Source organism: Peptoanaerobacter stomatis (assembly GCF_000238095.2).
Taxonomy (GTDB): domain Bacteria; phylum Bacillota; class Clostridia; order Peptostreptococcales; family Filifactoraceae; genus Peptoanaerobacter; species Peptoanaerobacter stomatis_A.
The window spans coordinates 1-17578 of sequence record NZ_JH815227.1 but is presented as its reverse complement, the minus strand read 5'-3'; the positions used below and the strand labels follow the sequence as shown (position 1 = coordinate 17578).

Sequence of the window (17578 nt, the reverse complement as noted above, 5' to 3'; positions counted from 1 at the left end):
GATATGATGTTATAATTGTACATAGATATTTTTTAATGCAATGCTCAAATTGTTTTGCAAGTAAAACAATTTGAGCATATTTTAATTTAACACTGATGTTTATTTATATTATTTTATTAAGGTTTAGTATAAATGACTTAGTCTTATTTTTTTTATTTCATAATATTGTTTATTACATTTATTTCGTATTTATCTCCGGCTGTAGTAAGATATTTGATGCTTTCTGCACAGTAGTATTCAAGATCATTGTCAAGGTATTTGCTGTATACTTTATTGAGGTTTTTGTTTTTTAGCATATCGGCTCTAATTTGTGCTTTTACTCTAAAAACTACCCCTATTTCATGAGGGTTTTTTATTTTTTGTGAATGTGTATCTGCATTTTTTAAATATTTCAAAGCTTCTGAATAGTTTTCTTCATTATTTAATATGAGTGCCATAAAAGCTTCTGCAATTGATTTTCGCCATATAGAATCCAATTTGCTGTAAAGATTAAGCGCTTTTTCAAAATATTCTGTGGATTTTTGATAATCTCCCATATCAAATGTTGCTTGCCCTGCATTTATATTAAAAATTGCCAAGCTTATAAAAGCGCTCTTGCTTTCACATATTTTTATGGCTTGTTCGTAATAATACACAGCCTCATCAAATTCCATATTAAATCGCCTTATTTCACCTATATAATTATACGCTGCGGCTATATTAAGTGCATATTTATTGGCTACTTGTTTTGTTATTTTGAATGTGTTTATAGATTCATTCAATAATTTTTCGGCTTCTTCGTATTCTTGACACATTATTTTATATAAACCTTTTAGGCGCAATATTATGCCTGTTTCTTTGTGGTAATTGCATTCTACTGCTAAATTGAGCGCAAGTTCGATATATTTTAACATAATATCAGGCTGATTAGTCTGTATGCAATAAAATATCATCTGTTTGTAGCCTTCAATGGTATAATCTCTGTCTTCTACATCCAATGACTGTGTAATCATATCTTGAATAAGTTTTATGCCTTGCTCGTAATCTCCGTCTCTTATAAGATATCTGCCTTTCATATGGAGAAATGCTATTTCCAATTTTATTATTTCTTCGCTGTTACCTCCTTTTTTTCTAACTTGTTTTAATGTGTTTTCTATATCTTTAAAGTGTGAAAGTGTCTGTTGCTTGCTGAAGTTTTCATATCTGTATGCGTCCATATCGGCTTGGTTGAGTATAGGGAACAGCTCGTGTGAAAAATTAAGATAGTAGTTGAGTATTTTTATTTTATAAATAAGGGCTTTGCTTTTATTATCAGCATTTGTATAATGGTATATGAGTTTGTGATAAATATCTATATTTATCTTGTCATTTTTTATTGATTGTTCTAAAATTGAGCCTATTTTGGCATGGAGTAATTTTTTTCTTCCGTCACTTTGTTTCATATATATAAACTCTCTGAGTTTTTGATGTGTGAATTTAAAACTTATAGAGTCTTCATTTTGGGTTTCTGTAAGTATAAATTTGTTTTCCAACTCTTCTATTATATCCATAAGTTCAAGTTCGTCATGACCTGTTATATCTTTTAACAGCTTGAGTGGAACTTCATCAAAAAATAGTGATGCAATATTTAATATTTTTTTGCTTTCTTCTGATAAATATAAGAATTTGCTTTTTATGATGTCTTGCATTTTTACGGACATTATGTTGATATCGCCATTTGATTTTAATATGTTGACATATTCTGTTAAGAAAAAAGTGTTTCCCTCTGTTTCTTGATATATTTTTTTTAATAATTCTTTTGTAGGCGTATAATTAGGATAGGCTTGTTTTACAAATTTTTCGGCTTCTTCACTTGTAAATCTGTCGAGTGGCATTAAAATGAGCTTGTCATGTAAATTCATTGATGTTATAAGCTTATCCACATTTTTATCGTATTCATTTCTATATGTTGCAATAAATATTATGTCTGATTTTTTTTGATGCAGTATTATACTGCTCAGTATGGATATGCTCATGCTGTCGGCATACTGTATGTCTTCAAATATTAACATAACTTTTTTGCGCTTTGTTATTCTTTCTAATATGTCGCTTAATATATCGCCAATCATATCATACTTTATAGTTTCAAAGTTTTCAGGAAGATGTTGATAAGGTGTATTCTTGTTTTTATTGAACTCAGGGAATATACATGAGATTATATTTTCCCATATATGAGGTATATTTATATTATCTTTTATTAGAATTTCTGACATTTTTGAAATTATAGGGTTCCAGGGTTTAAAAAAATATTCTTTTTCTGCAGGGTAGCAGTTGGTTTCAAATACATATGATTTTTCAGAGTTTATTTTACTTAAAAATTCGTCTTTTAATCTTGATTTTCCTATGCCTGCTTCACCTGAAAGTATTATAGATTTTGCATCATCATTTTTTATAAATTTATCAAAGTTTTGTTCTAATAATCTGAGCTCACTGATTCTACCGTAGAAAAATTTTTCGCTTTGAGATTTTTTATTGTAATTTGAATCGTTGATTAAATCTAAAACTTGATTAAACAGTACAGTTGTTTGTTCGTCAGGTGTTATTCCAAGTTCTACAGACAGAATTTTTGAGAGTTTGTTATATGTGTCTATGGCGCTTTTATAGTCTTTTATATCTTTGTAATGATTTATAAGTATTGCGTAGGCTTTTTCGTCAAATTCGTTGACGCTGATAAGTTTTTTGCAATACAATTCTATTTTTGAGTTTTCTTGATTGTGTATACTTTTATCTATTAGTTCATAGAGCTTTCTGACAAAGATCTCTCTATAATTTTCCCTTATTTGTGTGAGCCATTGTTCAAAAGGTTCTGCATTTTTTACATAAAAACCTTGTATAAAATCACCTATATATTCATCTATAAGAGAATCATCTCCATTAATAAACGGCTCTACATTGGAGCTTATATCCAAATTGGGATTTATCATGACCAGTGATTTATTTGGTGATATCAATACATCTTCATCAAAAGATTTTTTGATTTTATATATTGCATTTCTTAAATTTTTTTTAGCTATTTCTTCTCTGTCTTCGCACCATAACAGCCCTGATAACTCATCACGGCTGGCTCTTTTGTTTATGATCAGATAGTATAGCAATGCTTTGACTTTGCTGTAAGGGAATAGAACTTCTTTGTCGTCTTTTGTTATTATTGGAGTTCCGAACATTTTTGCATATATTTTACTCATTTTTCCCCCTTTTGCAGAATTATTGAAATTTTTAATATCTATTTTTCATACAAATAATGCTGTTAACTATAATTTATTGATTATTTTGAATTATATTATTGATAATTATAATATAAATTATCTTTTTTCACAATATAATACTTAATATCATTTAAAAGTAATGTGTTACTTATTTGAGGAATATAAATATTTATTTGAAAAATAGATATGGTTATTATCTATAAAAATGTATTAAATTTTTAGTTTAGAGAATATATTTAATGCTAAAAGTCAATAGAATAACGGATATTAATTTTTTTTAGAATATATAAGTTAAGTAAAATTGAGTATACTTAAAAATAATTTATTATAAATGCATCCATTAATTAAATGGATATTAGTATAATTAGATAATATCATAAATGGCGTCTGTTTTTATTGAATAAACAGTATAAGAATTGCTATAGAATTTGGAATAAATTATGAATAAAAAAATAAAGCCACTTGATAAAGTGACTTTTATTTTTAACGATTAGTTTTCTCTTTCACATTCTTGATTTGCTACTGTGCAAGATGTTTTGCAAGCAGATTGGCAAGATGTTTGGCATTCTCCACATCCACCGTGAGATGCGCTTTGTTTAAGTGAACCTTTTGCTATTGTTACTATGTGTTTTTTCATAATTTACCTCCTAATGTATTCAGCTTTTTTAGAAACTACAAAATTCAAATATGTATAAAGCTATAAGTTGAAAATGTGTTCTATAAGCAAATTTATTCTAATAATTATATCATATATAAACACAAATTTCAATAATTATTAATATAAGTACAAGCAGAAATGTGTAAAAAAGTCAAACATTTTTGACACAAAGCCTATAATATAATTTTGATTATTGTATATCATATTTTTTTAACAATATATGCGGGTAACCCCATATATTGTTAAAAATTTTCTAAATCACACTCTCGCTTTTTCTATATAATCTTCTAACATTTCATTTGCAGTTTTGAATTTCAAAACTTTCTTCGCTATATTGTTTTGCCTTTTTGCATATCTTTCAAAACTCTTATACATCTCTTCTTCGCTCTTGAATCTTCTATTTGCATAAAATTTCTCACTATCTTCTCTATGACTTCTTTCTACATACCCATTTTGCCACGGACTGTATGCGGCTGTTAGTTTATGCTCTATACCTAATTCTTCTAATGTTTTTTGAAATCTACTTTTTTTATTTGTTCTGTCTTGCTCATTTGTAAATTCTAATCCATTATCTGTTTGTATTTGCTCTATTTTAAATCCCATTTCTTTTTCTAATGTATTTAAGTAATTACTTGTTTCGTATGTGCTTTTTTCTTTTACAAGCTTCAATATTCTTTTTCTTGTATATACATCTATACCTGTTATTTGATAATATCTGTCTACTTCACTTTTAAATCCTATGCATTCTAACGGTACATATTTTATATCTACTTGTACTTGCTCTCCTGGTCTTGTTACTTTGCTTACTTTCTTTTCTTTCTTCTTTTTTCTAATTTCTTTTTTTTCTTGTATAGTTTTTAATTTTAATTTTTTTATCTGTCTTGTCATTGAATCATAGCATCTTGTATATCCTTTTTCTTGTAACTTTCTGTATACTTGTGCTAACCCTTCATGCTTATGATATCTATAGCAATGTTTTATCTTTTCTTGTTCTTCTGCTGTGTGCTCTTTTGGATGGCTTTTTGGTTTTGTTGACTCTTTTCTTAATGATTCTATTGTTCCATCATATCTTTTCATCCAATAATGTACATACTGTCTTGTTACATGGTATTTTCTTGCTGCTTTTGCATTATTTTTTTCTTTTATTGCATATTCTATTATTTGCTTGCGTCTTTTCATTCCTTCTGTTATACTTTTATTCATAAGAAAGCCTCTTTACTGATTTTTATTTTTTCCAAATCTTATTATATCAGTTGGCTTTCTTTTTTTATACTTTTTTGTCACAAATCTATTGTAGCATAACATATTAATATAAGTACAAGCAGAAATGTAGAAAGTAGAGCATTTTGATATGTATGGATTTTATATATTTTAATTTATAAGGATATGGTATCTACTATTTCCTCTACGCTCATTTTTGAATTTATAGTAAATGTACCGGATTTCAGTTTTGTTTCCAAGTTGTTTTCTTTTAAATATATATTAATCTCGTCTTTTGAAGTGATGAGTTTATTGTCATAAAGTATGTCTACTATCTGTGTAGATGTTGAGTTTGCTGGGATAACTATAGTTACAGTAAAATTATTGTTGTTTTGTACCGCTTTTGTAATTTCATTCTTAGAATTTTCTTTATTTTCATCATTGGGATTTACTTGTAAATTTTGTGTATCAGATGTTTTGTCTTCGGTGTTTATATTTTGAGGTATGCTCGTTTGTTCTATTGATTTTTCTGTTTGTGAGGTGTTTGTTTCTTTGTTTTGATATGTGACGGATTCATCAGCAGACTTTGCGTTTTGTGATGTTGTAGTATTGATGTTGTTTTTTTCTTCGAGATTTTCAGTTTTCTCAGAGTCTGTGTTTACATTTATAGATGTATTTGAAATATCATCTGATACAATTTCTTTTATATTTACAGATAATTTTTGATCGAATATATCGCTGAAAAATACGCTTATATTTTTGTAAAACACAAAAAGTATTATAAATACTACAACAAGAACCATTATAATATCACTTATATAGTGAATGAAATCCTTGAGTTTGTTCATATACAACCTCTTAATAGTATAATTGGATTTTTAAATTTTGTTAAATACAGATAAAAATATTTAGATAATATTATCTAAATAAATATATTAGAATTATTCTACCATATTTGAAATAATTAAACAAATTAATTTTTTTTAAGATATAATTTTAGATTTAGGATGTTAAGTGATACATTGAATCAGAATAAAGTTAACACAAAAGCGTATTTAAATAAGAGATACTGTATTGAATATAATATATTAAGAATATGGTTATAAATTTTAATGACATATATAAAAATATTGAAAATATAATATATTTGCTGTAAAATATAAAAAAATAACATTAAAAGGAGAATTTATGAACGAAAAAAAATGGATAATATCTAATATAAATACAAGCACAATACCTTTTGATAAGTTATTTTATGACAGAAACAAATATGATATGAGTAAAGAGGAGTTTTTTAAACCTGATATAGATAACCAGTATGATGGTATGCTTATGCTTGGTATGAAAAGAGCATTGGAGAGAATAGATACAGCTATAAAACAAAATGAGAAAATATATATTTATGGGGATTATGATGTTGACGGCACGAGTGCAACAGCTATATTGTTAAAAACGTTCAATATTTTAGATTATCACAATATAAACTATTATATACCCAATAGAAAAACTGAGGGATATGGACTTAACAAGGATGCGATAAACAAAATATCACAAGATGAGTGTAAGCTTATAATCACAGTGGATTGCGGCATAACGGCTATAGATGAAGTTGATTTTGCAAATGAACTTGAAATGGATGTTATTATAACAGATCACCATCAAGTTGGCGAAGTTATACCCAAAGCGTATTCAATAGTAAATCCTCATCAAAAAAATTGTAAATATCCGTATAAAAATTTATGTGGTGCGGCAATAGCTTATAAATTATCCAGAGAGCTTTTGAGGATGTATGCTAAGCAGGAAACAGGCGAGCTTGTAGAAATAGCAGGAATAGCTACAGTGGCTGATATAATGGAGTTAAACGGTGAAAATAGAGTTATAGTAAAAAATGCACTGAGAGAAATAAAAAAGTCTTCAAATTTTGGAATAGATGCTTTAATAATAGAAGCGGGTCTTAATAAAAGTGCAATATTTTCGTATGAAATAGGATTTGGAATTGCGCCGAGGATAAATTCTGCGGGAAGATTGGACGATGCATCACTTGCTGTAAGATTATATATGGCCAAAAATGAAATAGAAGCAAAATGTTATGCAAAAGAATTGAATATTCTAAATTATAAAAGACAAGAGATGGTAAAAGATATATATGAAAAATCGCTTGTACAAGTAGAGGAAGAAAGTGAAAACCAACCATATGTAACAGTATCTTACGGAGAAAACTGGAATAAAGGGGTAATAGGTATAGTAGCTTCAAAACTCGTTGACAAATTTGGAAAACCGTCAGTTGTGATTGCGATAGATGACGATAAAGCCTCTGCATCCTGTAGAGGTATAGAAAATTTTAATTTTTTTGAAGCTATGAAATCTATGGAAAATATGTTCGAAAAATATGGCGGACATGAAATGGCTGGAGGATTTTCCATAAAAAAAGAAAAAATTCCTACTTTTATAAAAAAAATAAATGCATATGCAAAAAAAATTATGTCGGATGAAGATTATGAAGTGAACTTGAACATAGATATGCTTATGCCGACAAATGCAATAACTCAAGAAAATTATAATAAGATGGAAATGTTTGAGCCTTTCGGTATAGAAAATGAAAAGCCGATATTTTTGTCAACTGATATAAGCTTGGAAAATATTCAATTTATTGGAAAAGATAAAATTCATTTTAAGGCTAGAGATAAAAAAACGGGAAAAAATATTTTGAAATTCAACAGTTATGACGAATTAAAAGATTTGGACATATCTAAAAATGTAGATGTAGTATTTCATATGAATAGGAATGTTTTTGCTGATAATGTTGATATACAAATGTTTGCTTCAGATATAAGGTATTCATATGATTATTCGTATGATTATAAAGATATTTATCAAATTGTAAGAGATGATATAGGATATTTTGAAATGAATTATGACTTTTCATTAGAGGATGTGATAAATTTTGAAATACTGGAGTTGAAAAATATATCTAAACTCATAGGAAAAACTGCATTTTTATGCTATTCATATAAATCCTATTTTTATATTCGTAAGCTAATGGAATACTCGTATAAACGTCTTGATTTTTATCAGGACAATATGGAAAACAGCTTTGAAAATATGGTTATATTATTGCCTTTATTGGATAAAACAGAGCTTAAAGATTATGATAATATCGTTGTATGTGATAAACTTAAAAAAATAGAAAACGTAATTTATGAATGTGAGTGTAATAAATATGCTTTAGATTTTTCACAATTTGATATAGGATACAAGCCTTACGATTTGCGTTTGAATATGGTTATTTTATACAATTTTTTCAAAAAATATGATGATAAGAATATAAGGATAACAGATATATTGAATGTATTGAAAATAGATTCGATGATTTTTTTTATAGCAAGCAGTATGCTTCAAAAATGTAAACTTATTGACATAATATATGATTTTCAATATAATAGAGTACACGTAAAGTTAAAAATAACAGATGAAAAACAAGATATAAATGATAATATTATTTTTAGAAAATTTAAACAGTATTTTTCTATTATAGGACGATAATTTATATATTGTTTTTATTACAATCAAAAAGATTGAGGGGATATGTATATGGATTTAAGGTCTGTGATAAGAGAAATACCGGATTTTCCTGAAAAAGGCATAGGTTTTAAAGATATAACAACGCTTATAAAAGATAAAGAGGCGTTTAAATATGCAGTAGATTTAATAGTACAAGATTTGAAAGACAAAGATATAGATTATATTGTAGGACCTGAAGCAAGAGGATTTTTAATGGGAGCGGCAGTTGCGTATGCTTTAGGTGTGGGTTTTGTTCCTATTAGAAAAAAAGGTAAATTACCTGCAGAGGTGGTTAGAAAAGAATATTCTTTGGAATATGGAACAGATATATTGGAAATACACAAAGACGCAATAGAAAAAGGCTCTAATGTCGCAATTGTAGACGATTTAATGGCGACAGGAGGAACTGTGTGTGCAGTCGCAGAGTTGCTTGAAGAAATAGGAGCTAATGTAAAAGCTATGGAATTCCTCATAGAACTTTCATTTTTAAAACCTAATGAAAAAGTGAAAAAATATCATGTAAATTCATTGGTTAAATATGAGAGTGAATAACAATTTTAGGTTAATATCAAATTAACAGGATTGTTTAAGTTTTATTATGTATTATTGTTTTGATAAATGCTCAATGCAATAAAATTATGATAAGATAAAACATTATTAAAGTTGATATAATTATTTGTTTTTTATCTATCAATCAGTATAAAAAATTTTAACAAAGTGATGTATTTAGTATATCTTATTGCTTTGTAATTTGTTATAATTAAAATCAGTAAAGGGATTGTTGTGATTCAATCCCTTTTGCTTACATATTTTTATAGATGTATCAATAATATTTGGAATATTTATACATATTTTAAAGCTGGATAATAAAAATATATTTAAATTATTCTTGTTTAAAATACAATCTATCTGTTTTGATTTGAAGTGGAATTAACTTACTTATATAAAGAATAGATAAAGGTGATTAAATTGTTGGAAAATGTAATAAAAACTGTACAGCAATATAATCCTGATGCAGATGTGGATATACTTATAAAAGCCTATGAATATGCTGAAAATAAGCATGAAGGACAGGTAAGGCGCTCAGGAGAAGCATATATAGTGCATCCTGTTCAAGTAGCCGGTATATTGGCGGAGTTGGAATTAGATGTGGCTACCATTGCAGCAGGGTTGATGCACGATGTTGTGGAAGATACGGACACCACTAACGAACAAATGATAAATATGTTTGGAGTTGAGATAGCTACACTTGTAGATGGAGTTACTAAACTTGGTAAAATAGATTATAAATCTAAAGAAGAAAATCAAACAGAAAATCTTCGCAAGATGTTTATGGCTATGGCGAAAGACGTGAGAGTTGTCTTAATAAAACTGGCTGACAGACTTCATAATATGAGAACTCTCAAATTTATGCCGCCAAGAAAAGCAAGAGAAAAATCAAAAGAAACTATAGAAATATTTGCGCCTATAGCAGGCAGACTCGGTATATCAAAAATCAAATGGGAAATGGAAGATATAGCACTTAGATATCTTGAACCTGAGTTTTATTTTGACATGGAAAGAAAAATATCAAGAAGAATAACTCAGAGGGATTCATATATAAATGGCATAATTTCCAAGTTAAAAGAAAAAATACAAGTAGAAGCTAACATACCATGCGAAATATATGGTAGAGAAAAAAATATGTATAGTATATACAAAAAGATGAAATTTAAAAATAAATCTTTTGAAGAAATATACGATTTTATAGCTGTCAGGGTAGTTGTTAAGGAATTGAAAGATTGCTATGGCGTAATAGGTATAGTTCACACTATTTGGAAACCAATACCAACAAGATTTAAAGATTATATTGCTATGCCAAAGGTAAATATGTATCAATCCATACACACTACAATATTTGGACCTGACGGAGAGCCGGTAGAAATACAGATACGTACAGAAGAAATGCATAAGACAGCAGAATACGGTATAGCAGCACACTGGAAATATAAAGAAGGAAGAATAGATACAAATGAATCTGATATGGACAAGAAATTAGCCTGGTTAAGACAGATAATGGATTGGCAAAAAGAAGTATCAGATCCTACAGAATTTATGGAGTCTTTAAAAATAGACTTATTTGCCAATCAGGTTTTTGTGTTTACGCCAAAAGGAGATGTAATAGAATTACCTACAGACTCGACACCTATAGATTTGGCATACAAGATACACACAAATGTAGGTAATACTTGTATAGGTGCAAAAATAAGTGGAAAGATTGTGCCGCTTGATACCAAGCTAAAAAATGGTCAGATAGTTGAAATAATGACATCTGCATCTTCAAAAGGACCAAGCAGAGATTGGATAAATATTGTAAAATCTTCGCATGCAAAAAATAAAATAAGACAATGGTTCAAAAAGGAACGTAAAGAAGAAAACATAGAAAAAGGCAAAGAATTAATAGAAAAAGAAACAAAGAAGCAAGGCTACCCGTTAGGAGATTTTTTAAGAACAAAAGCACTTGTAGCAGCAGCTAAATTTTTAAGTCAGGCAAGCGAAGAAGAATTATATGCAGCTCTTGGTTATGGTGGGCTTACTATGAATCAGGTTATGGGTAAGCTTAAAGATATTTATGAAAAAGACTTCGGAGATAAAATAAAAGAAGAAAAACTAAAACAGTTAAAAGAAAATCAAAGAATATCACAAGAGGGTAGAGAACAGAAAAAAGAAAGAAAAAATAGACAACTGGTCAATGTTACAGGTGTAGATAATATACTTACAAGACTTGCAAAATGCTGTACACCAATACCTGGAGATGAAATAGTGGGCTATATAACAAAAGGTAGAGGAGTAACAGTTCATAGAAAAGATTGTCCTAACGCCCAAAGAGATATGCAGAACAGCTCTAAAGAACTGGTAGAAGTGCATTGGAATGATATTAACGTAAACTCATCATTTGATGTGGAAGTCCAAATAAGAGGATATGACAGAAGAGGATTGTTTGGAGATATAAGCAGAATTTTTGAAGATGAAAAAAGTGACTTATTGTCATTAAATGCTAGAAGAGTAAAGGATGATATAGCAATAATAGATGCAACGTTTGAAGTAAGATCAAAGGAGCAAGTGAGGAAGATAATCAGAAAATTGAAAGCTGTTCCGGATATACACGATGTATTTAGGATATCAAAGTAATATATTTTGATATCCTTTTTTTCTAATTATAAATAATCGTTTGATTAATGTATATATTTATATAATACTAATATTCCGCCCAATAGATACCATATTCAAATTCCTTAAAGTTATACTTTTAAGTATATTTTTTTGAAAGGTATTATATCTTATTTTTCTCTTTTTTAGTTATTTTATAGAAGTTTTAGTATAATTTGTTAATTTTAAGAATGCTCATATTAAAATATTATAAAATAAGAGAAAAACATAATAATTAATTTTTCAAATAAATATTTTTGTTTTCGAAAACTCTATTATACAAGTTTTTATTTTCTAAGTCATTATTTTTTTATTAAGTGTTGCACTTATATTGTAAACCTAATATTATAAGATAGTATAATTAAAAATCAGAACGAAAAAACAAAATAATAGAATAAAGTATATAATCAAATAAAGGATAAAAAACAATAAAAATAATAAAAAGGACAAGAAAATAAAAAAAGTGAAAAAAAATAAAAAAAACTGTTGACTAAGCATAAGTAAATATGATAATATGATAAAGCTCTCAGTGAGAGAGTAAAAAAAGAAAATAAAAAAAGTAAAAAAAAGTACTTGACAGGGAGAAAGATAAGAGATATAATAAACGAGCTGTCAAAGGACAGATGAACAATGAAAATCGGATAGTAAACAAAGAAGACTTATGAAGAATAAGTTAAATGTACCAAACAAACAAAGTCAGTAAGGATAAATAATGCTGAGAGAAGTCAAATTTTAATTGAGAGTTTGATCCTGGCTCAGGATGAACGCTGGCGGCGTGCCTAACACATGCAAGTCGAACGAAGTCATATGTGAAGTTTTCGGATGGAATATAAGACTTAGTGGCGGACGGGTGAGTAACACGTAAGTAATCAACCTATAACACACGAATAACTAATAGAAATGTTAGCTAATACGAGATAAAATATATGATATGGGAATATTGTATATCAAAGCTGAGGCGGTTATAGACGAGCTTGCGTCTGATTAGCTAGTTGGTGGGGTAAAAGCCTACCAAGGCGACGATCAGTAGCCGACCTGAGAGGGTGAACGGCCACATTGGAACTGAGAGACGGTCCAAACTCCTACGGGAGGCAGCAGTGGGGGATATTGCACAATGGGGGGAACCCTGATGCAGCAACGCCGCGTGAACGAAGAAGGCCCTAGGGTCGTAAAGTTCTGTCGTATGGGAAGAAAAAAATGACAGTACCATACAAGAAAGCCCCGGCTAACTACGTGCCAGCAGCCGCGGTAATACGTAGGGGGCAAGCGTTATCCGGAATTACTGGGCGTAAAGGGTGCGTAGGCGGCTTGTTAAGTCAAGGTTAAAAGGCAGTAGCTCAACTACTGTTCGGCCTTGAAACTATTAAGCTTGAGTATAGGAGAGGAAAGTGGAATTCCCAGTGTAGCGGTGAAATGCGTAGATATTGGGAGGAATACCGGTGGCGAAGGCGACTTTCTGGACTAAAACTGACGCTGAGGCACGAAAGTGTGGGTAGCAAACAGGATTAGATACCCTGGTAGTCCACACCGTAAACGATGAACACTAGGTGTCGGGAGGAATCTCGGTGCCGGCGCAAACGCAATAAGTGTTCCGCCTGGGGAGTACGTTCGCAAGAATAAAACTCAAAGGAATTGACGGGGACCCGCACAAGTAGCGGAGCATGTGGTTTAATTCGAAGCAACGCGAAGAACCTTACCTAAGCTTGACATGGGGATGAAAAGCGATGTAAAGTCGTAATAATACCTTCGGGTATACATCCCACACAGGTGGTGCATGGTTGTCGTCAGCTCGTGTCGTGAGATGTTGGGTTAAGTCCCGCAACGAGCGCAACCCCTATTAATAGTTGCCAGTGCGTAAAGGCAGGCACTCTAGTAAGACAGTTAGGGATAACCTAAAGGAAGGTGGGGATGACGTCAAATCATCATGCCCCTTATGCTTAGGGCTACACACGTGCTACAATGGCCGTAACAAAGAGAAGCGAATCTGTGAAGAAGAGCAAACCTGAAAAAAACGGTCCAAGTTCGGATTGTAGGCTGAAACTCGCCTACATGAAGTCGGAGTTACTAGTAATCGCAAATCAGAATGTTGCGGTGAATGCGTTCCCGGGTCTTGTACACACCGCCCGTCACACCATGGGAGCTGAGGGCACCCAAAGTCAGTGATCTAACGAAAGAAGAAGCTGCCTAAGGTGAACTTAGTAACTGGGGTGAAGTCGTAACAAGGTAGCCGTATCGGAAGGTGCGGCTGGATCACCTCCTTTCTAAGGAGAAAAAAGTTTACTATCCGATTTTTGTTGTTCATAAAACAACAAAAAATATAATTTTGTTTCAGATACGAGTATAACGAGGCAAGCGAGCAAAGGACGAAGGAGCATACTAAAGTATGTAACTGAGTACAGATGCGAAACTTAACGAAGTTAGACGAAGTATATCAAACGAAATGAAATTTGTACAATGAAAACTGCATATCATCAAAGTATAAAACGCAGACAAAAAGGAAGAAAGACAAAAATAAAATATTAAGTCTTTCCGAATAAAAAGTCAAAGGATTATACAATTTACACCAAGTAAACAAATAGCAAGGTCAACTTAGAGAAAACTAAGGATAAAAAAACGAAAAGGTTAAGGAAGAAAGAGCATAAGGTGAATGCCTTGGTGATTAGAGCCGAAGAAGGACGTGGCAAGCTGCGAAAAGCTATGATAAGGAGCAAACATCCGTTATAGTCATAGATATCCGAATGAGGAAACTCACTTAATAGAGATATTAAGTATCCATTACTGAATAAATAGGTAATAGGAAGGGAACCCGCCGAACTGAAACATCTAAGTAGGTGGAGGAAAAGAAAGAAACATCGATTCCCAAAGTAGCGGCGAGCGAAATGGGAGGAGCCCAAACCATATAAGGAAACTTAAATGGGGTAAGGACTATCAAGAAAGTGACGAGGTATTGAAGAAGAAGTAGTCTGGGAAGCTACACCAAAGACGGTAAAAGTCCGGTAATCGAAACAAGAAGACGCACGAGATAGTACCAGAGTATCGTAGGACACGAGGAACCCTGCGAGAAGAAAGGGGGACCACCCCCAAAGGCTAAATACTACTAATCAACCGATAGAGAAAAGTACCGTGAGGGAAAGGTGAAAAGAACCCCGGGAGGGGAGTGAAAGAGAACCTGAAACCATATGCTTACAAACAGATGGAGCGATAAGTGACATCGTACTTTTTGTAGAACGGGCCAACGAGTTATGCTGTAAAGCAAGGAAAAGAAATTAAGTTTCAAATCCAAAGCGAAAGCGAGTCTGAAAAGGGCGATAAGTTATACAGCATAGACCCGAAACCGGGCGACCTACCCATGAGCAGGTTGAAGTTTCAGTAACATGAAATGGAGGACCGAACCCACGAACGTTGAAAAGTTCGGGGATGACTTGTGGGTAGAGGTGAAATTCCAATCGAGCTCGGAGATAGCTGGTTCTCTTCGAAATAGCTTTAGGGCTAGCGTCTTAAAAAAAAGTATATTGGGGGTAGAGCACTGAATGCTCTAGGGGCCGTATAGGTTACCGAAAGCTATCAAACTGCGAATACCAATATATGATAAAAGGCAGTCAGACTATGAGTGATAAGATCCATAGTCAAGAGGGAAAAAGCCCAGACCAACAGCTAAGGTCCCCAAATGTATGTTAAGTGGAAAAGGATGTGAAATTGCACAGACAACCAGGATGTTGGCTTAGAAGCAGCCATACATTAAAAGAGTGCGTAATAGCTCACTGGTCGAGTGGTTTTGCGCCGAAAATTACCGGGGCTCAAACATACTACCGAAGCTTTGGATTCACGCAAGACGTGAGTGGTAGAAGAGCATCGTATGATAGGACGAAGCAGAATCGAAAGAGACTGTGGACAAGATACGAGAGAGAATGTTGGCATGAGTAGCGAGATGTGTGTGAGAATCACACAGGCCGAAAACCCAAGGATTCCTGAGGAAGGTTCGTCCGCTCAGGGTAAGTCGGGGCCTAAGGCGAGGCAGAGATGCGTAGCTGATGGATAACAGGTTAAGATTCCTGTACCTACGAGTATCGCCAAAGAGGAGAAGGAATGACGCAGGAGGATAGTTAAAGCGTGCGACTGGAAGAGCACGTCCAAGCAGCAAGTTAGAGTATAAAGGCAAATCCGTATGCTTGATAATATGAGCTGTGAAGGGGAGCGAATAAAGTAGCGAAGTTAATGATTTCACACTGACAGGAAAAGTTTCTATCCAGATACAAGTAGCCCGTACCGAAAACCGACACAGGTGGGTAAGGTGAGAAACCTAAGGCCAGCGAGAGAACTGTTGTTAAGGAACTCGGCAAAATGACCCCGTAACTTAGGGAGAAGGGGTGCCTACGAGAGTAGGCCACAGAAAAAAGGCCCAAGCGACTGTTTACCAAAAACATAGGTCTCTGCGAAACCGAAAGGTGAAGTATAGGGGCTGACGCCTGCCCGGTGCTGGAAGGTTAAGAGGAGAGTTTAGAGAAATCGAAGATTTGAATTTAAGCCCCAGTAAACGGCGGCCGTAACTATAACGGTCCTAAGGTAGCGAAATTCCTTGTCGGGTAAGTTCCGACCCGCACGAAAGGCGTAACGATTTGGGCACTGTCTCAACAACAGACTCGGTGAAATTGTAGTACCGGTGAAGATGCCGGAAACCTGCGACAGGACGGAAAGACCCCATGGAGCTTTACTGTAGCTTAGTATTGAATTTATGTAATTAATGTACAGAATAGGTGGGAGGCAGAGAATGTAGGTCGTCAGATTTACAGGAGCCAACTTTGGGATACCACCCTTTGATTATGTGAGTTCTAACCGGAACCTTTGAAGCAAGGTACGGGACAGTGCTTGGCGGACAGTTTGACTGGGGCGGTCGCCTCCCAAAGAGTAACGGAGGCGTCCAAAGGTTCCCTCAGCATGGTCGGAAATCATGCGAAGAGTGCAAAGGCAAAAGGGAGCTTGATTGCGAGACTAACAAGTCGAGCAAAGACGAAAGTCGGGCTTAGTGATCCGGTGGTAGAAAGTGGAATTGCCATCGCTCAACGGATAAAAGCTACCCTGGGGATAACAGGCTGATCTCCCCCAAGAGTTCACATCGACGGGGAGGTTTGGCACCTCGATGTCGGCTCATCACATCCTGGGGCTGGAGTAGGTCCCAAGGGTTGGGCTGTTCGCCCATTAAAGTGGTACGCGAGCTGGGTTCAGAACGTCGTGAGACAGTTCGGTCCCTATCCGTCGCAGGCGTAGGATATTTGAGAGGAGCTATCCTTAGTACGAGAGGACCGGGATGGACGCACCACTGGTGTACCAGTTGTCTTGCCAAAGGCACAGCTGGGTAGCTATGTGCGGAACGGATAAGTGCTGAAGGCATCTAAGCACGAAGCCAACCTCAAGATAAGATATCCCATTCGAAAGAAGTAAGACCCCATTAAGAGTAAGTGGTAGATAGGCAAGGAGTGTAAGTGCAGTAATGTATTAAGCTAACTTGTACTAATAGGTCGAGGACTTAACCTACTAATATAAGGTATTTTCAAAGATATGCGAGTAGTACAAGGCAAACAAGTGAGTAAGGAAGGAGCATACTAAGCTATGTGACTGACGAGCGATACGAAGTTTAACGAAGTAATACGAAGTATATGTTTGAAAAGAGATGATATGCAGTTTTGATTGTGCAAAGTACAATCAGATAAAATATTTCGATGTTATGCGAAGTATATCAATCGAAAGA

Annotated in this window: 7 protein-coding genes and 2 rRNA genes; 5 read left to right on the top strand and 4 right to left on the bottom strand. The window is 33.0% G+C overall.

The genetic code is table 11. From position 1 onward, the window contains the following. Nucleotides 1–152 precede the first annotated feature (152 nt). From HMPREF9630_RS09770 to HMPREF9630_RS09760, 4 genes are all read right to left on the bottom strand, one after another. Nucleotides 153–3203, bottom strand: a complete 3051-nt coding sequence (locus tag HMPREF9630_RS09770; protein ID WP_009528294.1) for an AAA family ATPase — start codon at nucleotides 3201–3203, stop codon at nucleotides 153–155. 511 nt (nucleotides 3204–3714) lie between these two features. Beyond that, nucleotides 3715–3861 (bottom strand): six-cysteine ranthipeptide SCIFF, encoded by a 147-nt coding sequence (gene scfA, locus HMPREF9630_RS10125; protein WP_009526377.1) that lies wholly within the window; start codon nucleotides 3859–3861, stop codon nucleotides 3715–3717. A 279-nt stretch (nucleotides 3862–4140) separates the two neighbouring features. Beyond that, on the bottom strand, nucleotides 4141–5085 hold the full coding sequence (locus tag HMPREF9630_RS09765; RefSeq protein ID WP_009526608.1) for a DDE-type integrase/transposase/recombinase: 945 nt from the start codon (nucleotides 5083–5085) through the stop codon (nucleotides 4141–4143). A gap of 173 nt (nucleotides 5086–5258) precedes the next feature. Next, the gene (locus HMPREF9630_RS09760) at nucleotides 5259–5930 is read right to left on the bottom strand and encodes an endolytic transglycosylase MltG (protein ID WP_009528329.1); all 672 of its coding nucleotides are present in this window, start codon (nucleotides 5928–5930) and stop codon (nucleotides 5259–5261) included. Between the two features lie 340 nt (nucleotides 5931–6270). On the opposite strand from HMPREF9630_RS09760, the gene recJ reads away from it, so the two are divergent. The 5 genes from recJ (at nucleotide 6271) to HMPREF9630_RS09735 (ending at nucleotide 17364) form a co-directional block, all read left to right on the top strand. Then, nucleotides 6271–8625 carry a single-stranded-DNA-specific exonuclease RecJ gene (gene recJ, locus HMPREF9630_RS09755; RefSeq protein ID WP_009528328.1) on the top strand — a complete coding sequence of 785 codons (2355 nt, stop codon included), beginning with the start codon at nucleotides 6271–6273 and terminating at the stop codon, nucleotides 8623–8625. 48 nt (nucleotides 8626–8673) lie between these two features. After that, entirely contained in the window at nucleotides 8674–9195 is a 522-nt protein-coding gene (locus HMPREF9630_RS09750) for an adenine phosphoribosyltransferase (protein WP_009528330.1), read from the top strand. A 417-nt stretch (nucleotides 9196–9612) separates the two neighbouring features. Next, complete coding sequence (locus tag HMPREF9630_RS09745; RefSeq protein WP_009528327.1) at nucleotides 9613–11814, top strand: RelA/SpoT family protein; 2202 nt, start codon at nucleotides 9613–9615, stop codon at nucleotides 11812–11814. A 750-nt stretch (nucleotides 11815–12564) separates the two neighbouring features. Beyond that, nucleotides 12565–14093: ribosomal RNA gene (locus HMPREF9630_RS09740) — 16S ribosomal RNA — on the top strand. 359 nt (nucleotides 14094–14452) lie between these two features. Then, a 23S ribosomal RNA gene (locus tag HMPREF9630_RS09735) occupies nucleotides 14453–17364 on the top strand. The 16S and 23S rRNA genes sit together here, the layout of an rRNA operon. Nucleotides 17365–17578: the final 214 nt, after the last annotated feature.